Source organism: Brevibacillus brevis (assembly GCF_001039275.2).
Taxonomy (GTDB): Bacteria; Bacillota; Bacilli; order Brevibacillales; family Brevibacillaceae; genus Brevibacillus; species Brevibacillus brevis_C.
Genome location: NZ_CP030117.1, coordinates 573,900 through 592,294 on the forward strand (window position 1 = coordinate 573,900; position 18,395 = coordinate 592,294).

The following is an 18,395-nucleotide window of genomic DNA, read 5'->3' on the forward strand; positions in this document are numbered from 1 at the left end:
TTAAAGTCCGGTGCTCATGTAGATTCCTACACTCTGCTCCTCCTTTTGCAGGTTCTCTCCTCTTTCTCGGTGCTGAAAAGACGAATTTGAAAGTGCAAGAAAGGGGAATGGCGCATGGAAATGCTTGCTGTAAATAGCTTAAGTAAAATATACGGGGGCAAGGTAACCTACCGCGCGCTGACCGATATCGATTTTTCGATTCGCAAGGGCGAATTCGTCGGTATTATGGGCCCCTCAGGCAGTGGCAAGACTACGCTATTAAACATGATCTCCACCATTGATACACCAACCTCTGGTGCGGTTCTTTTGAACGGTACGAATCCGCATCATTTAAAAAAAGATAAACTAGCCCTGTTTCGTCGCCGTGAGCTCGGTTTTGTGTTCCAAGATTTCAATCTCTTGGACACGTTGACGATTGGGGAAAATATCGTGTTGCCACTGACGCTGGACAATGAGAAAGTATCGGTCATGGAAGAAAAGCTGCAAAGTGTTGCAGAGAAGCTAGGGATTCAGGACATTTTGGAAAAGCGGACCTTCGAGGTATCTGGGGGACAACGCCAACGGACGGCAATTGCCAGGGCGATCATTCATTCCCCATCGCTTTTGCTCGCTGACGAGCCGACAGGAAATCTTGATTCCAAGTCTTCACGCAATGTGATGGAGACACTGGAAGCGATCAATAAGAGGGACAATACCACCATGATGATGGTGACGCATGATGCTTTGGCGGCCAGCTATTGCCATCGGGTGATTTTTATTAAAGACGGACAGCTCCATAACGAGATGTATCGTGGTGAGAGTCGACAGGTATTCTTCCAGAAAATTATTGACTCATTGTCGTTTTTGGGAGGGAACACCTATGACCTTTCGACAATTCGCGTGTAATAACGTTGTACGAAATAAACGGATGTACGCTGCGTTTTTCATGAGTAGCGTTTTTTCTGTCTTAATCTTTTTCGTTTATGCGATGTTCATTTTTCATCCGGAAATTATCGGACAGGAGATCCATGAATCCGTAGCCACTGGGATGATGGCGGCTGAGTACGTCATTTTTCTGTTCTCCTTCTTTTTTCTCTTTTACTGTGTTGGAGCTTTCCTGAAAAAGAGGGAGAAGGAGTTCGGCATCCTTTTTATCCAGGGCATGACACCGCTACAGCGGAATACGCTGATATTTATGGAAAACATGCTGATTGGGATTGTCTCGATTGCCATCGGGATTGGGCTTGGGTTGGTTCTCGCCAAGCTGTTTTTCCAATTCGCCGGATTTTTGCTGGATGTAAAAGCACTCGGGTTTTACTTCCCGTGGAAAGCGATCGGTTTGACAGTGGTGGCGTTTCTCATCTTGTATGCAGCCATTTCACTGTTTACCGTCCTCGTGCTGCGAAGCCGTAGTCTGTTGGATCTGTTGCAAGGAAGTGGTCGGCCTAAGCGTGAGCCGAGGGCATCGTTAGTGCTGTCTCTGGTCGCAGTAGCTTTGTTGGGAATGAGCTATGCCTTAGCCCTCACGGCTGATGGCGTGAATGTGCTCGTGCTGATGCTTCCGGTCATTGCGCTGACGACTGTAGGAACGTATCTGTTGTTTACTCAGTTAAGCGTCATCTTCATCGATTTTCTGAAGAAGCGTCGCGTTTTCTATTGGAAAGGTACGAATCTCCTGACGCTCTCTGATCTGGCCTATCGGATGAAGGATAATGCACGGATGTTCTTTTTGGTCAGCATCGTCTCTACCGTTGCTTTTTGTGCGATTGGCACGCTGGCAGCTTTGGCTGGATCGATTCAGATCACGGTGATGAAAACACATCCGTTTGCGTTTGAATACCAGTCCAAACAAAGCGATGCGGAGAGAGCGCAGCATCTGGCGTTAATCGAAACGAGCTTGCAGCAAAGTGGCTTTTCCTTCGAAAAATATCAAGTGGCAATGCGAGTTTTGCCAGATATGGTTCAGGAGGAAAGGGTCGGAGTAGTCAAGCTGTCTGACTACAATCGGCTGGCGGTAGCATCCAATTCGACTGTACTCGAAATGACGAATAAAGAGGCCTTCGTACTGCTCAATTGGATTGGTGATTCGGTAGCGAGCAAAACGCTGCAAGTGGGGAAGGCACAGCTCGCAGTCAAAACAGATACGAATATGACTCCATTGATCAGAGGGATTGAATTTGAGCGATTGGTTGTCGTACCGAATCAGGTGTATGACCAGCTTCCGAAAATGAAGGAAGAAAAGCGCTTTGTTTACGAGGTGCCAAGATGGAAGGAAACGCAGGATCTTAGTCTCAAGCTTCAGGAAGATATTCCTCATTTCGAAGAAAATTATTCGTTTTCAGCTCGTGCGCCCTACTACCACACCATGAAACAAATGGCGAATATGGGACTCTTTATCGGATTGTTTGTGGGCGTGTTGTTCTTTGTAGCCGCAGCAAGCTTTCTCTATTTCCGTCTGTACACGGATCTGGAATACGACAAGCGGCATTATGGAGCGCTTTCCAAGATTGGACTCACGGATGCGGAATTGACGCGGATCGTCACGACCCAGGTTGCCCTGTTGTTCTTCGTGCCGATTGTGGTAGCCATTATTCACAGCATGGTGGCGTTCGTTTCCCTGCAAAGCTTGTTGAAGCTAATTCTTGTCGCGTCTGTGGTCAAACCGACCGCGATTGTCCTATGCAGCTTCGTTGTTGTTCAAGGTGTGTATTTCTGGATCATTCGAAACCGTTACTTGTTCCATTTAAAGCAATCAATGAACCGCTAATGACTTTTCCATCATGTCCAGATGCGCATGGACATAGGATAAAAGGAGACGGATGCGAGGGGGCAGGCGGATGGAACAAGAGGCATGGATGGGTCAAGCCGTACAGATTGCGTTTGAAAATGTACGTGATAAAATAGGCGGACCGTTTGGAGCCATTGTCGTGAAGGAGGGGCAGATTATCGGGCGAGGGCGCAATGAAGTGACGACGAGTAATGACCCTACGGCACATGCTGAAATTCAAGCAATTCGGGAAGCATGTCGTCATCTCCAAACCTTTCAGTTAAACGATTGTGACCTGTATACGAGCTGTGAGCCGTGTCCGATGTGTCTGGGAGCCATCTATTGGGCCAGACCGCGCAATGTCTATTACGCTTGCACGAAAGAAGATGCGGCGCATGTCGGTTTTGATGATCAGTTTATTTATGAGCAGATAGTTCTCCCTCATGAGGAGCGCAGCATTCCTTTTCAGAGAATCAATCTTGCGAATAGACAGAGTCCATTTGAAGCATGGTCTCAATCTCAGGACCGTATCGAATATTAATAAAGAGCCTCTCCTGTGTGGAGTAGGCTCTTTTTCTTCGTTTTATTTATAGCAAGAATAGATGGAAAGAAAAAAATAAAATGAAAATGCTTTCAAAATGAAATTTTCAGATAAAGGTATTGCACTATGTCGAAAATCGTATTATAGTAACAACAATCATTATGGAATTCGACCTATTTTCATAAAATATAGCTGTAATAAGGTTGGATTATGCTGAAAAAAGACGAATAAAGGTGTGTTTATATGGAAGAAACTTTTCGAAGATCACTTTATCCTGATTTAGATGACATCGACTATGGGATCATTCGGGCCTTGCAAGGAAATGCGCGCTTGCCGTTTACACAGATTGCGAAGGACCTCGGGGTCACGGAAAAGACGATCCGCATGCGCGTTCAGCAATTGCAGGACGAAGGCGCCCTGAGTCTGGTCGGTATTGTCAATCCAGTCAAGGCAGGGTTTCACGTACAGGCGATGATTCAAGTGGCTGTGGATGCGGAAAAGCTGGACGATGTGGTTGCTGCGTTAACGGAAACCGTAGAGATCAGGCTCATCGTACTCACTTCTGGTGAATATCAGCTTTTCACACAGGTGCTCGTAACAAGTAACGAAGAATTATCGCAATTTTTACTCAAAAAGCTACACAAAATTCCTGGTATCTCCAAAACGAATGTCATTAACGAACTGAAAATACTGAAGTCCAAGTATAACTTTATCCGTTAAGCACGAGTGACCTTGGAAGGGGGAATGCCATCGGACGAAAATCCGCTGGGATGATGAAATGAATGACGAACGATTCTGAGAAGAGACTAGAGAAAATATGAGAGAAAAGGGGTCATCCTATGTTTTCGACCAAAGTGAGCAAAGCGATGCTCAGTGCTGTTCTGGGGACAGTTTTATTGGTAACAGGCTGTGGAGGAGGAAATAGTGCGACTACAGATAACGGCAAAGCCGCAACAACAGCACCAGCCTCCGGCAAAAAAGTACTGAATATTGGGTTAAAGGCAGACCCGCCATCAATGGACCCAAACACTTCGACTTCGCTGTACGACCGTCAAGTATACGTGAGCCTCTATGACAAGCTGTTTGATATCGACTCAGAAGGAAAAATAGTGCCAATGCTGGCGGAATCGCATGAAGTAACGCCAGACGGCAAGACCTATACATTGAAGCTAAAGCAAGGCGTGAAATTCCACGATGGCACCGAGTTTGACGCTGAGGCCGTGAAATTCAACTTCGAGCGCAACATGAACGATGAGAAGTCTCGCCGGAAAGGCGAATTGAAATTCGTAGATTCGGTTGCCGTAGTGGACAAGCATACCGTAAAAATCCAGATGAAAGAGCCTTTCGCTCCATTCTTGTCCGTATTGACTGACCGTTCGGGCATTATGGTATCGCCAAAAGCAGTGAAGGAACATGGCGATCAATACCTCAATCATCCGGTTGGTACAGGCCCATACGTATTTGTAGAGCAAGTAAAAGGCGACCACGTGACGCTGAAGAAAAATGAAAACTACTGGAATGGTCAAGTGAAGATCGATGAAGTGAACTACAAAGTATTCACGAATGGAACAGCGAAAGTACAAAATCTGCGCTCCGGCATGCTGGATATCATCGATGATACCCCTGTAAAAGAAATCCCTGCCATCAAGGGCGATGCGAACCTGCAATTGGTTGCGGAATCCGGCATGGGTTACCAAGGTCTTTACTTGAACAACTCTCGCCCGCCGTTTGACAACAAGTATCTCCGTCAGGCTGTGGATCGTGCTATTGACCGTGAAGCCCTGGTAAAAGTACTGTTTAACGGCTATGCGGCACCAGCTCGCACAGCATTTACAAAAGGCAGTCTGGCTTTCAATGAAGCACTGAACACACCGAAGCCGCCGGATGCAGCGGAAATCAAGGATTTGCTCGCGAAGGGCGGTCAACCAAACGGATTTAACTTCAAGCTGTACATCTCTACTTCTCCGGAGAATGAGCAACTGGGTGCGGTATTGCAAAACATGCTGAAACAACACAACATCAACGTGACATTGGAAAAATTGGAATATGGACAATTGATCGAAACAGGCGATAAAGGCGAATTTGAAGCGATGCAATTGGGTTGGTCTGGACGTCAGGACCCTGACCAAAACTTCCATGACTTCGTCGTAACGGATACATCAAACAACGATGGCCGCATTTCCATTCCGAAGCTGGATGAACTGGTCATCAAAGCACGTGGTGAGCTGGACGAAACAAAACGTAAGGCGCTGTATGACGAAGCTGCCACATTGCTGCAAGAAGAAGCGGGCTATGCCTACATGTACCACCAATATGTACTGATTGGCATGAACAAGAAAGTAACCGGCTTTACGTATGTCCCAGACGGTTTGATCCGTACAGCCAATTTGGACAAGCAATAGGTAACGCAACACTATAACAGCAAGAGCAAGGAGGAATTGTCATGATGTTCATAGTCAGGCGTCTATTGCTGACAATCCCGATTCTCCTGCTGGTGTCGATTATGACATTCTCTTTGATTCATATGATCCCGGGCGATCCTGCCCGGGTCATTTTAGGAGAGGAAGCGACACCGGAAGCCTATAGGGCACTGCGAACCGAGCTGGGATTGGATCAGCCGATCGTGGTGCAGTATTTTTCCTGGTTAGGAAAAGTGGTAACGGGTGATTTGGGAATATCGATTACGGACCGTGTACCGGTCGCAGACTTAATAATGCAAAGACTCCCGGCTACCGTGGAATTGACGATCGGAACATTCCTGGTAGCGATTCTGATTGCGTTTCCTGCGGGAATTCTCGCAGCAGTGCGACGTGGGACCTGGATTGACTATACAAGTACTTTTACTGCGCTAGGCGGTATGAGTATCCCCAGCTTCTGGCTGGCGATGATGATGATTATTTTCTTTGCCGTGGAAAACCAGTGGCTGCCTTCATCTGGTTATGTACCGTTTTCCGAGAATCCTACACAAAACCTGATGGCCATGATTCTGCCCTGTTTGGCAACGGGCTTGCGGGAATCTGCCGTATTGATGCGAATGCTGCGTTCTTCTTTGCTCGATGTCGTGAGCATGGACTTTATTCGGACAGCGAAAGCGAAGGGATTGAATGAGGCTCGCACGATTTTGGGGCATGCGCTGAGAAATGCGATGGTTCCAGTGGTAACGACCTCGGGTTTGATGATCGCAGGCTTGTTGGGTGGTCTGGTGATTACCGAGTCGATTTTTTCGATTCCTGGCTTTGGCCGTCTGATTGTGGAATCTGTCTTCAAACGTGACTACGTAACGGTTCAAGGAGCCATTCTTGTTTCTGCGGTTCTCGTTGTCTTGGTAAACCTGATTGTCGACATTTTGTACGCTGTCATTGATCCGCGCATCAAGGCTGGGAAAGGAGCAGGTGAGTGATGAAAACCGTGGGCAAATTTCTCCGGAATGGTTTGGGCGTCATCGGAGCGGTGATTATCCTCGGATTGATCGTGGTGGCGATTTTCGCGCCGCTGATCGCACCCTTCGACCCCAATGCACAAGACTATAACAAAATTTTGATATCGCCAGATGGTGAGCATTTGTTTGGGACCGATGATCTCGGTCGGGATATTTTCTCCCGTGTTGTTTACGGGGCGCGCATCTCCATTCAGGCAGCGCTGATCTCTGTTGGTATTGCGATGCTGATTGGGGTGCCGATTGGACTCTTGTCAGGTTACTACCGCGGCTTTTGGGATGAGTGGATCGTCATGCGAAGCGTCGATGCGATGCAGGCCTTTCCGTTTTTGATTCTGGCTCTGGCGATTTCGGCGGTGCTTGGTTCAGGCTTCGGGAATGCCATGCTGGCGATTGGGATTGGTTTTGCCCCTGCTTTTATACGGATTACACGCGGTCAGGTTCTTTCCCTTCGAAATATGGAGTATATTCAAGCAGCACGTTCGGTTGGGGTAAAGGATGCACGCATTATTTTCCGCCACATTTTGCCGAACGCCATGAACCCGATTGTGATTCAAGCGACGTTGGCAATGGCATCCGGGATTATCGCAGAAGCATCCTTGTCCTATCTCGGATTGGGTGTACAGCCGCCGACTCCCTCCTGGGGCAGCATGCTAAACCAAGCACAAACGCTTATGTCCGTCGCCCCCTATGCGACGTTTTATCCGGGGATTGCCATCTTCTTAGTTGTGCTGGGCTTCAACTTGTTGGGGGATGGTCTACAGCAAGTTCTGGACCCACGCGCACGTAAATAATGAATGCCCTACACGGGAGAAAAGGAGTGGAGCAGATGACGACCATCTTGGAAGTGGAGCAACTGAGAACCCGTTTTCGCACGGACAGCGGTGTCGTCAGTGTCGTGGACGGCGTCGACTTCTTTATCCGTGCTGGTGAAACGCTTGGCGTCGTGGGCGAATCGGGCTGTGGGAAGAGTGTAACCAGCCTGTCGATCATGCGCTTGCTGCCGCCCAACGGAAGCACGGAAGGATCGATTCGCTTCAATGGGAAGAACGTGCTTGCGCTGTCGGAAAAAGAGATGCAAGGTGTACGCGGTAATGAAATCGCGATGATTTTTCAAGAGCCAATGACATCCCTCAATCCGCTGCATACCGTAGGCAAACAGATTGAGGAAGCAGTCATGCTACATCGCAAGGTAACGAAGGCAGAGGCAAAGGACCGGGCGATTGCGATGCTAAAAGCAGTCGGAATGCCTCGTGCCGAAGAGATTTACGGAGAATTTCCGCATCAGCTCTCAGGAGGGATGCGCCAGCGTGTAATGATTGCGATGGCGATGTCCTGCGATCCGAAGCTGATTATTGCAGACGAGCCGACAACGGCACTGGATGTGACGATTCAGGCGCAAATTCTTGATTTGATGCGCGATTTAAAAGAGAAGACCGGAACCTCCATCATGCTGATTACACATGATTTGGGTGTGGTAGCCGAGATGTGCGACCGTGTTATCGTCATGTATGCCGGACAAGTCGTTGAGGAGACTGATGTCGATACGCTGTTTGACAATCCAAAGCATCCGTATACGATCGGGCTGATGAACTCGATTCCTGAGCTGGACGAAGAGCGCGAATATCTGGAAACCATTCCGGGAGCAGTTCCTTTGCCTTATCAAATGCCAGTGGGCTGTCGTTTTGCCCCGCGCTGTTCGCAAGCCATTGCGATTTGTCACGAAAAGCCCCCAGAACTCTTGCAACTGGACAATCAAAAATGTCGCTGCTGGCTGTATACGAAGGAGGGAGAACAGGCATGACGACACCTCTCTTAGAAGTAAAAGGGCTGCAACAGCATTTTCCCATCAAGGGTGGCTTTTTGAAGCGGACGACGGGACATGTCAAAGCAGTCGATGGTATTGATTTGACAGTGTATCCCGGTGAAACACTTGGCATTGTAGGGGAATCGGGCTGCGGCAAGTCTACGACGGGCCGAACGATTCTACGCCTTTTGGAGCCGACAGCAGGAGAAGTCTGGTTTGATGGCAAAGATTTAGCGAAGCTTCCCAAAGAAGAAATGCGCATCATGCGCCGAAACCTGCAAATGATTTTTCAGGACCCATACGCTTCACTGAATCCACGGATGACGATCAAGCAGATTTTGATGGAGTCGCTGATGGTACACAACATCGGGACAAAGGTAGAGCGGGAAAAAGTCATCGAAGAGATTATTCAGGTCGTTGGCTTGCGAAAAGAACATCTGAACCGCCATCCACACGATTTTTCCGGCGGACAGAGGCAGCGGATCGGAATCGCCCGCGCACTGGTCGTAAAACCAAAGCTGATCATTGCCGATGAGCCCGTATCTGCATTGGACGTATCGATTCAATCACAGGTACTCAATTTGTTGAAGGATTTGAAAAAAGAATTCAATCTCACCCTGATGTTCATTTCGCATGATTTGTCGGTCGTGAAGCACTTGTGCGACCGGATCGCGGTGATGTATTTGGGACGGATTGTAGAAATTGCTGACAAGCGGACGCTATTTGAGAACCCGAGTCATCCGTATACACGGGCGCTGCTCTCGGCTGTTCCAGTAGCGAAACCACGGCAAAAGCGCGAACGGATCTTGTTGACAGGCGATTTGCCGAGTCCCGCAAATCCACCGAGCGGCTGCACGTTTCACCCACGTTGTCCGTATGCGACCGAGATTTGCAAGACACAGGTGCCCAGTCTGTCAGACATCGGCGACGGCCAATTGGTATCCTGTCATTTGGTACAATCGGGCGAACTTTTCCGCTAGGCAAGGACGGAGGTACAGCTATGATTTACTGGCAATTATTTCTCGCCTTTTTCCGCATCGGAATCTTCGGGTTTGGGGGAGGACCTACGATGGTTCCTCTCTTTTACACCGAATGCGTGAAAAAGTACAAATGGGTGACAGATGAGGACTTTTCCGACAATCTGGCGCTAGGCAACGCTCTTCCAGGGCCCATTGCGACCAAGCTGGCCGCCTTTATCGGCTATCGGGTAAAAGGCTGGAAGGGTGCATTGGTGGCAAACATCGCAGTAGTGATGCCAATCGTGCTTGTGATGATCGGTTTGCTGCAAGTCATTTATCAATGGAAGGATGCGCCGGGTGTATACGGCATGATCCAGGCAATCGGTCCGGTAATCGCAGTCATGACAGGCGTCCTTACGTGGGAATTCCTTTCAAAGGGCTGGAAGGGAGCGTCCAGCAAAGCAGGTGTGAGCCTTTCCCTCGCCCTCTCACTCGTAGCGTTGCTCTTCCTTGATTGGCATCCGGGCATCGTCGTAGGGATTGCGCTGGCCGTTTCATTTGCCTACTCTACTTGGTCTGTCCGCAAGCGCAAGGACAAGGACGGCAAGGAGGGAGTAGCATGATCTATCTGCAATTATTTTGGGCCTTTTTCATCTCCAACATTTTGGGGTACGGGGGAGGACCACCGAGCATCCCTTTGATCCAAAATGAAGTGGTTGACCATTACCAGTGGATGAGTGTACAGGAATTCGGAGAAGTGCTGGCGGTAGGAAATGCACTGCCCAGCCCAATCGCGACCAAGCTTGCTGGATACATTGGCTATCAGGTAGCGGGCGTACCGGGTGCAGTAGTCGCATTATTTGCAACGGTTGCTCCGACAGCGATTGCGATGGTCTTATTGATGGGTTTTATTAACTTATTCCGCAGTGCTCCACAGGTAAAAGCGATGACCCAATCGGTACGCCCAGTCGTTACTGTCTTGCTCGGAACGATGACGTATCAATTCCTGATGGGTGCAGTCGAGGGAATCGGCTGGATGCAAACAGGGATTTTGACAGTGGCATCCTACCTTCTGCTCGAAACATGGAAGATCCATCCCGCTTTTGTCATTCTGGGAGCGATGGTGTACGGGTTTGTTTTCATCGGCTAGGAAAGTTTACGTAAGCTGGTAAGAAGAAAAAGCACAGGGCTCGTAGACCTTGACTAAGCCTACCCAGTCGGAACTTCCAAAAGGGGACCCGCTTGTCGAACACGTCTTCCCTGAGAAACTTCCGCCCGTAGGGTGGCTTTGGCTCGACGGTCCCCTTTTGGAAGTGGAGACGGACAGTAAATCCCAGATGCTGGCGTGTCAGTGTCGAGAGAACTGTGCTTTTTCTTCTCCTCCACTATGTTGACTCAAACCAAAAGGACCTTCAGTGCATCTCTTATGGTCTTTCTTATCGGCTAAACGAACGATTTAGGAGGCTTGAATCATGGTTAATTATGACGCAATGGAATACCCATACGCATCGAAGCGCGTGACGACTTTTGCCAAGAACGGCATGGTAGCGACCTCGCAGCCACTGGCGGCACAAGCTGGTCTCGATATATTGAAAAAGGGCGGAAATGCAGTGGATGCTGCGATTGCAACGGCTGCGTGCCTGACTGTAGTAGAACCGACCTCGAACGGCATCGGGGGAGACGCGTTTGCCCTCGTGTGGATCAAAGACGAGCTGCATGGACTGAATGCAAGCGGGCCTGCACCACAAGGAATCTCCATTGAGGCATTAAAAGCAAAAGGTCTGGAAGAAATGCCGACCTACGGCTGGACACCTGTTACTGTACCAGGAGCTCCTGCTGCCTGGGCCGCCTTGTCCGAGCGTTTTGGACGCCTTCCGCTGACAGAGGTTTTGCAGCCAGCGATTGATTATGCGGAAAATGGCTATCCGGTATCGCCAACATTGGCGCATTATTGGAACGCTGCACACAAAAAGTTTTCCCAGCAATGCAAAGGGGAAGAGTTCGCTCATTGGTTCTCCACCTTTACGCCAGATGGCAAGGTGCCAAAAGCGGGCGACATCTGGAAGTCGCCGGGTCATGCTGAGACGCTGCGTCAAATCGCGGAAACAAATGCAGAGAGCTTCTATCGTGGAGAGCTGGCAGACAAGATCGATGCGTTCTCCCGGGAGTGTGACGGCTATTTGCGCAAAGAAGACTTGGCTGCCTATGCGCCGGAATGGGTGAAGCCGATCAGTGTCAACTACCGCGGCTATGACGTGTGGGAGATCCCGCCGAATGGGCAAGGGATGATCGGTCTAATGGCGCTGAACATTTTGAAGGGCTTTGATTTTGACGCAAAAGACACGACGGAAACATATCACAAGCAAATTGAAGCGATGAAGCTGGCATTTGTCGATGGATTGAAATACATCACAGAAGAGAGCAAAATGAAAGTCTCCAAGGAAGCATTGCTGTCTGAGGAATACGCTGCCACTCGCCGTGCACTGATTGGTCATGAAGCCTTGACGCCAGAGCCGGGTCAGCCGAAAACGAGCGGCACGGTCTATTTGGCGACTGCTGACGGTGAGGGCAACATGGTTTCCTTTATCCAAAGCAATTACATGGGTTTTGGTTCCGGGGTAGTTGTGCCGGGGACAGGGATCGCCATGCAAAACCGCGGTCATAACTTCTCGCTGGACCCTGCTCATGACAATTGCTTGGAGCCAGGCAAAAGAACGTTCCACACCATTATCCCGGGCTTCTTGACGAAGGACGGAAAAGCAGTGGGGCCATTCGGCGTCATGGGCGGCTTCATGCAGCCACAAGGACATGTGCAGGTGGTCATGAACACGATCGACTTTCACCTCAACCCACAAGCCTCACTTGATGCGCCGCGTTGGCAGTGGATGGAAGGCAAAACGGTGGAGCTGGAGCGTCATTTCCCTGAGCATTTGGCACAAGCTTTGGAGCGCAGGGGCCATACAATCAAGTGGGCACAGCTCGGCAATTATTTCGGGCGTGGACAAATCATTTGGCGTGATGAAAATGGTGTGCTGAGCGGTGGTACGGATATGCGTACGGATAGTTGTATTGCAGCTTGGTAGGAAAAAGAGAATCGAATAGAAGAGTGAATTCAGCCGAAGCAGATGCTTCGGCTTTTTTTGTTTGCGGTTCTTTGTGCCTGTTTTTTCTTTTGGTGATGTTCTCTTGTTCAGAAGTTGTCTAGATGTTCCGAGTAGAATGTAGAAAATGATCAGATTATGTCGTTTTTGCGTATAGTAAACCTCTTATGGCGGTTCGAAAGTCGTGGTATAAAAGATAGGAGAAAATAATTTGGATGAATAGCATTTTAATTGTTGATGATACAGCGTTTACGAGACTCGTGCTGCGAAACATGTTTGAGAAATTAGGTATTAAGGTAGTTGCAGAAGCTGATTCAGGGGAAGAGGCTGTTAGAAATTATTGTTTGTATCGACCGTCACTTGTCATGATGGATATTACCATGCCAGGCATGAACGGTTTGGCTGCTTCCCGAAAAATCATGGAGCTGGATAAGGATGCGAAGATCATTATTTGTTCCGCAGTTGCACGACGCGACACTGTCATCAAAGCGATCCAGGCAGGTGCACGTGATTTCATCGCAAAGCCCTTACAGTTCGAGAGGATTGAATGGGCTGTTCAACATTTGTTGGAAACAGATACTAGGTGAAACAAACTAGCAGTGATGTTAGTATGGAATTTTGATCACAGGAAGTTATGGGTTCATTGTTGAGTGAAGGCGGAGTCCTCTCTACCTTTTTAACGGATGGATTATAATAGGAAGTGCGACACCTTTCGCTGGGGTACATGGAAACTGGATGAATCGTAGCGAGATAGAAACTTATGTTAAAAAGGCGTGAGCATGTTGAAAGATTTTCGCTTTCCCATTATAGCAGTCTCCCTACTTGTCCTCATCTTGAGCGGATGTTTTTTTCAGGGGGTGCCGTCTGCCATGAAAACGGAACAGAATACCATTGGCTCCAAATACGTCAGGCTTTTGCCGGGCGAGCTCTTTATCAAGGAGCATTTGACGAACGACGATCTGACCTTGAAAACGAATATGAAGCCCGCTACATCTAATGACCCGAATGTTGCAAAAGGGACAGAGACCCTTTCGGAATCGCTGGGTCTGTGGATGCTGTACGCAGTGGAAAAAGGGGATCAATCCCTCTTCGCTCAGAATGTAGAGGTCTTGAAAGCCTATGATTATCAGGATGGTTGGATTGCCTGGAAAGCGGGTGGAGAGAATGAGACTCCAGTCGCGACCAATGCATTGGTAGATGACCTGAGGATCGCAGAAGCTCTTTACATGGCAGGCGAAAAATGGGGAGACGAGACCTATATTCAATTGGCCAATGAAGTTGGACAAAGCATCGTGAAGAACCAGAGTCGAGAGGGACTGCTGGTCGATTTTTACGATCGCCATTATAAGGTAGCCAGTGATTCCCTGACACTCTCCTATTTGAATGCTGCTGCCGTTCAATTGATGGAGAAGCATCAACAGGTGAGCAAAGAATTGAGCAATCAAGTACATTCCTTTCTGAACACGTTGCCGACCCAAAACGGTTTTTTTCCATTTTCTTATCAGTTGGGCAGCAAGGAGTATGTCTATCATCAGGAAGTGAATCTGATCGACCAGTTGTACATCGGCTACCATCGCGCACAAGTAGGCATATCATCTCCAGAGCTGTGGGCGTTTCTCAAAGATGAGTTTGCGCGTAATGGACTATTGTATGGCAGATACGATGCCAGTACCAAGAAACCGCTGGTAACGTACGAGTCTCCAGCCGTGTACAGCTTGGCGATTTTGACAGCAAGCGAGCTTAAGGATTACACGTTTGCCCGTGATTTATATGAACGGATGGTTCGTCAGCAGATTCGGCGTCCAGAAAGCGAGTTCTATGGCGGTTACGTGGACACGAGTCAGATGGACACGCATTCGTTTGACAATCTGCTTCCACTGCTCGCAGAAAGGAGGCTGTTCAATGAGGGAACGCTTCAGTAAAAACAGTAAATTTATCAGCTATCAAGTGTTGTTTTTGCTTTTCATCATTATGCTCGCCCTGTTCGCGGTGGGTATGCCTGCTCTGCCGCTGGTTCCAGCCTTACTGTTGGTCTGGACACTGGTCATTAGCCTGACGGGTATCATTTTTGGGCTGTTGGCTAGCCTGGGGCTCTCCCTGATCAGCTTGTTCGCTTTTGGCAGTATGATGATTTGGGGTATGTATGCCGGATGGACGATTTCCTTTTCTTTCTCTGACATCGTCATCTGGATGGGACTCTTTCTCGGTGCTGCCGTTCTGACCGGCTTGATCCATCGCTTGGTGAGGCAGACAGTGGCCGAGCATCAGGAGATGGCTGGGAAGTTTGATGAGCTGGTGACGATCGATGAAGTGACGGGTTTTTCCAATGAGAAACGACTACTCTTTGATTTGGAAGAAGAATATAGCCGCTCTCGCCGGACAGGCATCCCTTTTTCGCTGATGCTCATTGAAGTCCTGTATCTCGATTCCTTCTATCGCTTGTACGGACCCAAGGAGGGAGATTATCTGCTCAGCTCGCTCTCAACCATTCTACGCAACAACACGCGATTGACAGACCGCAAGTTTCGTCTCGACCGCGGGGAGCAGGGCTCAGGAACTTTCGCTGTTATTTTGAGCAACAGCCATGAGGAAGGGGCGGAAGTAGTCGTCAAAAAGATCGAAAGGCTCCTATCCGTCCACAATTTGGAGAATGACAAAAAGCAGGTCACACTGACGATCGGGTTTGGAATCAGTCATTACGCAGAAGATGTAAGTGACCATTTGGAGATGGTGCAACGTGCCAAACAAGAGCTGGAACAATACATTCAATAATCGCTGCCGCATAGTCGTGTCTATGCTCATGGTGCTCTTGCTGCTGACTGGAACAGGGGATAAGCTGTACGCTGCGGAGGGAGCGGGACAAGAGCCAGAGGTACTGATTGTCTACTCGACCCAAGACGGAGCCTTGACGGATGAAGTGCGCATGCTTGACATGGTGCTGGGACATTACAGCTCAAAGCTCACCTATGTGGCGGATGAGGTATTGACCGAGCGAGATTTGGATGGAGTCACACACCTCGTCTATTACGGTAGCATCTCGAAAGATTTAAGCAGTTCTTCGAGGCAAATCATGCAACGCTTTCCTGGCACCTGGCTTGCGCTTGGCAAAAACGTGGAGCAGTTGGGAGCGCGGTTTTCCTTTTTCCAGGTGAACGGACAGGTGGATATCCAGAAGGTATCAAAGCCTAAGGGTGTTGACCAAGTCCTGCTGAATGACAACTATTTGGTGGGGCATGTCTCGCTATCTAAAGGAGATGTTTTGCTTGAGGGCTGGAAGGGGATGTATACATACCCGCTGATGGTTCAGTACGGAAAGACAGCGTATTTTGCCAGCTCAAATTTCACTTCGCCCTTCTCCCTCTTTGTGTCAGAAGCACTGCACGAGGTTTTCAAGCAGCCGCATGACGCGGGGCGTTACGCGTTGATCCGTCTGGAGGATGTACACCCTCACTCTGATCCGAAGCTGGTCTGGGAGGCGGGGAGTTATTTAGCAGACAAGGGGATTCCTTTCGTCATTGCGCTTATCCCGGTGTACGAAAACTCCGAGACGCACGAGATGGTCCATCTGAAGGATCGCCCAGAGATGCTCAAGGTGCTGCGGGAATTGCAAAAAAGAGGAGCAAGCATCGTATTGCACGGATACATGCACCACTATCGCAATTCAGAAACAGGGGAAGGGTCTGAGTTTTGGGACATTGAAAACAATACGCCAATCTCCAAAGCTCCGGAAGATGAGACGCCTTTGAAGAAAAGATATGCGTTCGCATCTCAGGCCGAGTATGAGACTTATCAGCAGTCGCTGAAAGAATATGAGGAGCATTATATACAGACACGCATGGAGACAGGAATCAAGGAACTGACCGAGTTGGGGCTTGCTCCTGTCGCTTTTGAAGCTCCGCACTACACGATGAGCCAAAAAGGGTACGAGGTCATGGCTCGCTACTTTCCTTATGTCCTTGGCCAGCTTCAGTTTAATGACAGGGACTGGGTACACATGGGAGCACCTCCTTTTGTGTCGAAGCCGGCCTTTTTGCACGGAATGACCCTCCTGCCGGAAACAATCGGGTATTATGATCCCTCCTCTTCTACCCCGATGCAGGATATCAAGGACAAATACAGAGAAGTCAGCTTTGTACGAGATGGCATGGTCAGCATGTTTTTTCACCCATATTTAGGAGTAAAGCCTTTAAAAGAAATGATTGCCTACGTGGAAACCCTGCCTGATGTGAAGTGGATAGACGTCCGCGGGCTGAGTGGACAGGAAATCAGTCTGGATAGCGGTCAGGAAGCCAGTGAGCCAACTATCCTCGCCGAGTCTTTAGAAGAGCAGGGTACGACGTTGAAGATTACGGATATTTACCAAAATCTTCACGATTTCCTGCGTGAAAATGGGTGGGTACAGCTCGTGCTATGGGGCATTGCCGGACTCGTGTCTGTCATGGTCATGCTGTTTATGCTGTATACGTGGCGCAATCGGGCTAACCTGCGCAAACAACTATTTATGGAGCGTGATCTCGATGGCTAATGCTTTATTTTATCTCTCCCTGTCTGTCATCTGGATTATGCTCTTGTACCATATGTTCTTGATGCAGGGTGGGTATTTTCACTACCTGCGATATAGACGCCCTATTCCAGAGTGGGAAAAAAACCAGCATCCGCTGCCAAAGGTAAGCGTCCTGATCCCCGCTCACAATGAGGAAGTCGTCATCGAACGGACCATCAAGGCGATGCTGAGGTTGGATTATCCGAAAGATAAGCTGGAGATTGTCGTCATCAATGACAACTCGCGTGATCGCACGGGGGAAATCGCCGATAAATACGCCAGCAAATACCCGTACGTGAAGGTGGTCCACACCAAGCCTCCTCATGCCGGAAAAGGAAAATCGGGTGCGCTTAACCAGGGCTTGGCTCATTCCACAGGAGACGTCATCGTGGTCTATGACGCTGATAATACGCCAGAGCGCAAAGCCGTCTACTACCTCGTTCTGGCACTGTTAAACGACCCAAAGGCAGGGGCTGTTGTTGGCAAGTTCAGGGTGGTCAACGCCGCCACGAATTTGCTTACCCGTTTTATCAACATCGAGACGATCTGCTTCCAATGGATGGCGCAGGCAGGACGATTTTTCTGGTTCCGGGTGACGACGATTCCGGGGACCAACTTTGCCATTCGCCGCAGCCTGGTTGAGGAACTGGGTGGCTGGGATGAAAAAGCTCTCGCGGAAGACACCGAGCTGACGATCCGTGTCTACAATGAGGGCTACTATATTCGTTTCTTCCCGGCGGCGATCACCTGGGAGCAGGAGCCTGAAAGCTGGAAGGTGTGGTGGAAGCAAAGGACGCGATGGGCGCGAGGGAATCAGTACGTTGTGCTGAAGTTCATGTGGAGAATTTTCTCTTTGCGAAAGAAAAGCATCATGTTTGATTTGATCTACTTCTTCTTCACCTATTTCCTGTTCTTTATGGGTGTAATCGTATCGGATGTACTTTTTGTGACGAATATGTTCGTTGATTTGCATTTGCAGGTAGGCATTGTCGCTATGATTCTCTGGATTTTGGCTTATTTCCTGTACGTCACGGAAGTAATGATCGCACTTAGTATTGAACGGACTGAATTGAATGTAAAAAACTTCTTGATTGTATTGTTGATGTATTTTACGTACTCGCAGCTCTGGATTGTCCTGGTCGTCTATGCCTTGTACCTGGAGTTCAAGCGGGTTGTATTTCGACAGGAGCTTAAATGGTATAAGACAGAGCGTTTCGCGGCAGATAAGAAGTCCGCACCGCCAGTAGAAAGACAGGTGTAAA

At 48.9% G+C, this 18,395-nt stretch carries 17 protein-coding genes; all 17 read left to right on the forward strand.

Annotated features, from left to right (window positions below):
- Window positions 1–114: 114 nt before the first annotated feature.
- On the forward strand, window positions 115–885 hold the full coding sequence (locus AB432_RS03260; protein ID WP_007729857.1) for an ABC transporter ATP-binding protein: 771 nt from the start codon (window positions 115–117) through the stop codon (window positions 883–885).
- A complete protein-coding gene (locus AB432_RS03265; protein WP_048030983.1) occupies window positions 860–2,746 on the forward strand; it encodes an ABC transporter permease in 1,887 nt (628 codons plus the stop codon). Before AB432_RS03260 ends, AB432_RS03265 begins: the two co-directional genes overlap by 26 nt.
- A 70-nt stretch (window positions 2,747–2,816) precedes the next feature.
- On the forward strand, window positions 2,817–3,287 hold the full coding sequence (locus AB432_RS03270; protein ID WP_048030985.1) for a nucleoside deaminase: 471 nt from the start codon (window positions 2,817–2,819) through the stop codon (window positions 3,285–3,287).
- Between the two features lie 243 nt (window positions 3,288–3,530).
- The gene (locus AB432_RS03275; protein ID WP_048030987.1) at window positions 3,531–4,007 is read left to right on the forward strand and encodes an Lrp/AsnC family transcriptional regulator; all 477 of its coding nucleotides are present in this window, start codon (window positions 3,531–3,533) and stop codon (window positions 4,005–4,007) included.
- A 119-nt stretch (window positions 4,008–4,126) separates the two neighbouring features.
- Complete coding sequence (locus tag AB432_RS03280) at window positions 4,127–5,689, forward strand: ABC transporter substrate-binding protein (RefSeq protein ID WP_048030989.1); 1,563 nt, start codon at window positions 4,127–4,129, stop codon at window positions 5,687–5,689.
- A gap of 41 nt (window positions 5,690–5,730) precedes the next feature.
- The gene (locus tag AB432_RS03285) at window positions 5,731–6,687 is read left to right on the forward strand and encodes an ABC transporter permease (RefSeq protein ID WP_048030991.1); all 957 of its coding nucleotides are present in this window, start codon (window positions 5,731–5,733) and stop codon (window positions 6,685–6,687) included.
- Complete coding sequence (locus tag AB432_RS03290) at window positions 6,687–7,517, forward strand: ABC transporter permease (protein ID WP_048030993.1); 831 nt, start codon at window positions 6,687–6,689, stop codon at window positions 7,515–7,517. Before AB432_RS03285 ends, AB432_RS03290 begins: the two co-directional genes overlap by 1 nt.
- A 35-nt stretch (window positions 7,518–7,552) precedes the next feature.
- Window positions 7,553–8,527 (forward strand): ABC transporter ATP-binding protein, encoded by a 975-nt coding sequence (locus tag AB432_RS03295; RefSeq protein ID WP_048030996.1) that lies wholly within the window; start codon window positions 7,553–7,555, stop codon window positions 8,525–8,527.
- The gene (locus AB432_RS03300) at window positions 8,524–9,510 is read left to right on the forward strand and encodes an ABC transporter ATP-binding protein (protein WP_048030997.1); all 987 of its coding nucleotides are present in this window, start codon (window positions 8,524–8,526) and stop codon (window positions 9,508–9,510) included. The genes AB432_RS03295 and AB432_RS03300 overlap by 4 nt, the downstream gene beginning before the upstream one ends.
- 20 nt (window positions 9,511–9,530) lie before the next feature.
- Window positions 9,531–10,112: a chromate transporter gene (locus AB432_RS03305; RefSeq protein ID WP_048030999.1), complete on the forward strand. Its 582-nt coding sequence runs from the start codon at window positions 9,531–9,533 to the stop codon at window positions 10,110–10,112.
- Window positions 10,109–10,639, forward strand: coding sequence for a chromate transporter (locus AB432_RS03310; RefSeq protein ID WP_048031000.1), 531 nt, complete (start codon window positions 10,109–10,111; stop codon window positions 10,637–10,639). The genes AB432_RS03305 and AB432_RS03310 overlap by 4 nt, the downstream gene beginning before the upstream one ends.
- 322 nt (window positions 10,640–10,961) lie before the next feature.
- Entirely contained in the window at window positions 10,962–12,572 is a 1,611-nt protein-coding gene (gene ggt / locus AB432_RS03320; RefSeq protein WP_048031001.1) for a gamma-glutamyltransferase, read from the forward strand.
- Window positions 12,573–12,805: 233 nt separating this feature from the next.
- The gene (locus AB432_RS03325; RefSeq protein WP_048031002.1) at window positions 12,806–13,177 is read left to right on the forward strand and encodes a response regulator; all 372 of its coding nucleotides are present in this window, start codon (window positions 12,806–12,808) and stop codon (window positions 13,175–13,177) included.
- Window positions 13,178–13,459: 282 nt separating this feature from the next.
- The gene (locus AB432_RS03330) at window positions 13,460–14,512 is read left to right on the forward strand and encodes a glycosyl hydrolase family 8 (protein WP_048031003.1); all 1,053 of its coding nucleotides are present in this window, start codon (window positions 13,460–13,462) and stop codon (window positions 14,510–14,512) included.
- Entirely contained in the window at window positions 14,493–15,362 is an 870-nt protein-coding gene (locus AB432_RS03335) for a GGDEF domain-containing protein (protein WP_048031005.1), read from the forward strand. The genes AB432_RS03330 and AB432_RS03335 overlap by 20 nt, the downstream gene beginning before the upstream one ends.
- Window positions 15,328–17,115: a polysaccharide deacetylase family protein gene (locus AB432_RS03340; RefSeq protein ID WP_048031007.1), complete on the forward strand. Its 1,788-nt coding sequence runs from the start codon at window positions 15,328–15,330 to the stop codon at window positions 17,113–17,115. The genes AB432_RS03335 and AB432_RS03340 overlap by 35 nt, the downstream gene beginning before the upstream one ends.
- Window positions 17,108–18,394 (forward strand): glycosyltransferase family 2 protein, encoded by a 1,287-nt coding sequence (locus tag AB432_RS03345; protein ID WP_048031009.1) that lies wholly within the window; start codon window positions 17,108–17,110, stop codon window positions 18,392–18,394. Before AB432_RS03340 ends, AB432_RS03345 begins: the two co-directional genes overlap by 8 nt.
- Window position 18,395: the final 1 nt, after the last annotated feature.

What these genes read in the sequence shown, in the direction of transcription:
- AB432_RS03265 (WP_048030983.1), top strand. Translation starts at nt 860, where the DNA reads ATGACCTTTCGACAATTCGCGTGTAATAACGTTGTACGAAATAAACGG.
- AB432_RS03345 (WP_048031009.1), top strand. Translation starts at nt 17,108, where the DNA reads ATGGCTAATGCTTTATTTTATCTCTCCCTGTCTGTCATCTGGATTATG.
- AB432_RS03300 (WP_048030997.1), top strand. Translation starts at nt 8,524, where the DNA reads ATGACGACACCTCTCTTAGAAGTAAAAGGGCTGCAACAGCATTTTCCC.
- AB432_RS03310 (WP_048031000.1), top strand. Translation starts at nt 10,109, where the DNA reads ATGATCTATCTGCAATTATTTTGGGCCTTTTTCATCTCCAACATTTTG.
- AB432_RS03260 (WP_007729857.1), top strand. Translation starts at nt 115, where the DNA reads ATGGAAATGCTTGCTGTAAATAGCTTAAGTAAAATATACGGGGGCAAG.
- AB432_RS03280 (WP_048030989.1), top strand. Translation starts at nt 4,127, where the DNA reads ATGTTTTCGACCAAAGTGAGCAAAGCGATGCTCAGTGCTGTTCTGGGG.
- AB432_RS03270 (WP_048030985.1), top strand. Translation starts at nt 2,817, where the DNA reads ATGGAACAAGAGGCATGGATGGGTCAAGCCGTACAGATTGCGTTTGAA.
- AB432_RS03275 (WP_048030987.1), top strand. Translation starts at nt 3,531, where the DNA reads ATGGAAGAAACTTTTCGAAGATCACTTTATCCTGATTTAGATGACATC.
- AB432_RS03335 (WP_048031005.1), top strand. Translation starts at nt 14,493, where the DNA reads ATGAGGGAACGCTTCAGTAAAAACAGTAAATTTATCAGCTATCAAGTG.
- AB432_RS03295 (WP_048030996.1), top strand. Translation starts at nt 7,553, where the DNA reads ATGACGACCATCTTGGAAGTGGAGCAACTGAGAACCCGTTTTCGCACG.
- AB432_RS03290 (WP_048030993.1), top strand. Translation starts at nt 6,687, where the DNA reads ATGAAAACCGTGGGCAAATTTCTCCGGAATGGTTTGGGCGTCATCGGA.
- AB432_RS03325 (WP_048031002.1), top strand. Translation starts at nt 12,806, where the DNA reads ATGAATAGCATTTTAATTGTTGATGATACAGCGTTTACGAGACTCGTG.
- ggt (WP_048031001.1), top strand. Translation starts at nt 10,962, where the DNA reads ATGGTTAATTATGACGCAATGGAATACCCATACGCATCGAAGCGCGTG.
- AB432_RS03305 (WP_048030999.1), top strand. Translation starts at nt 9,531, where the DNA reads ATGATTTACTGGCAATTATTTCTCGCCTTTTTCCGCATCGGAATCTTC.
- AB432_RS03285 (WP_048030991.1), top strand. Translation starts at nt 5,731, where the DNA reads ATGATGTTCATAGTCAGGCGTCTATTGCTGACAATCCCGATTCTCCTG.
- AB432_RS03330 (WP_048031003.1), top strand. Translation starts at nt 13,460, where the DNA reads ATGAAAACGGAACAGAATACCATTGGCTCCAAATACGTCAGGCTTTTG.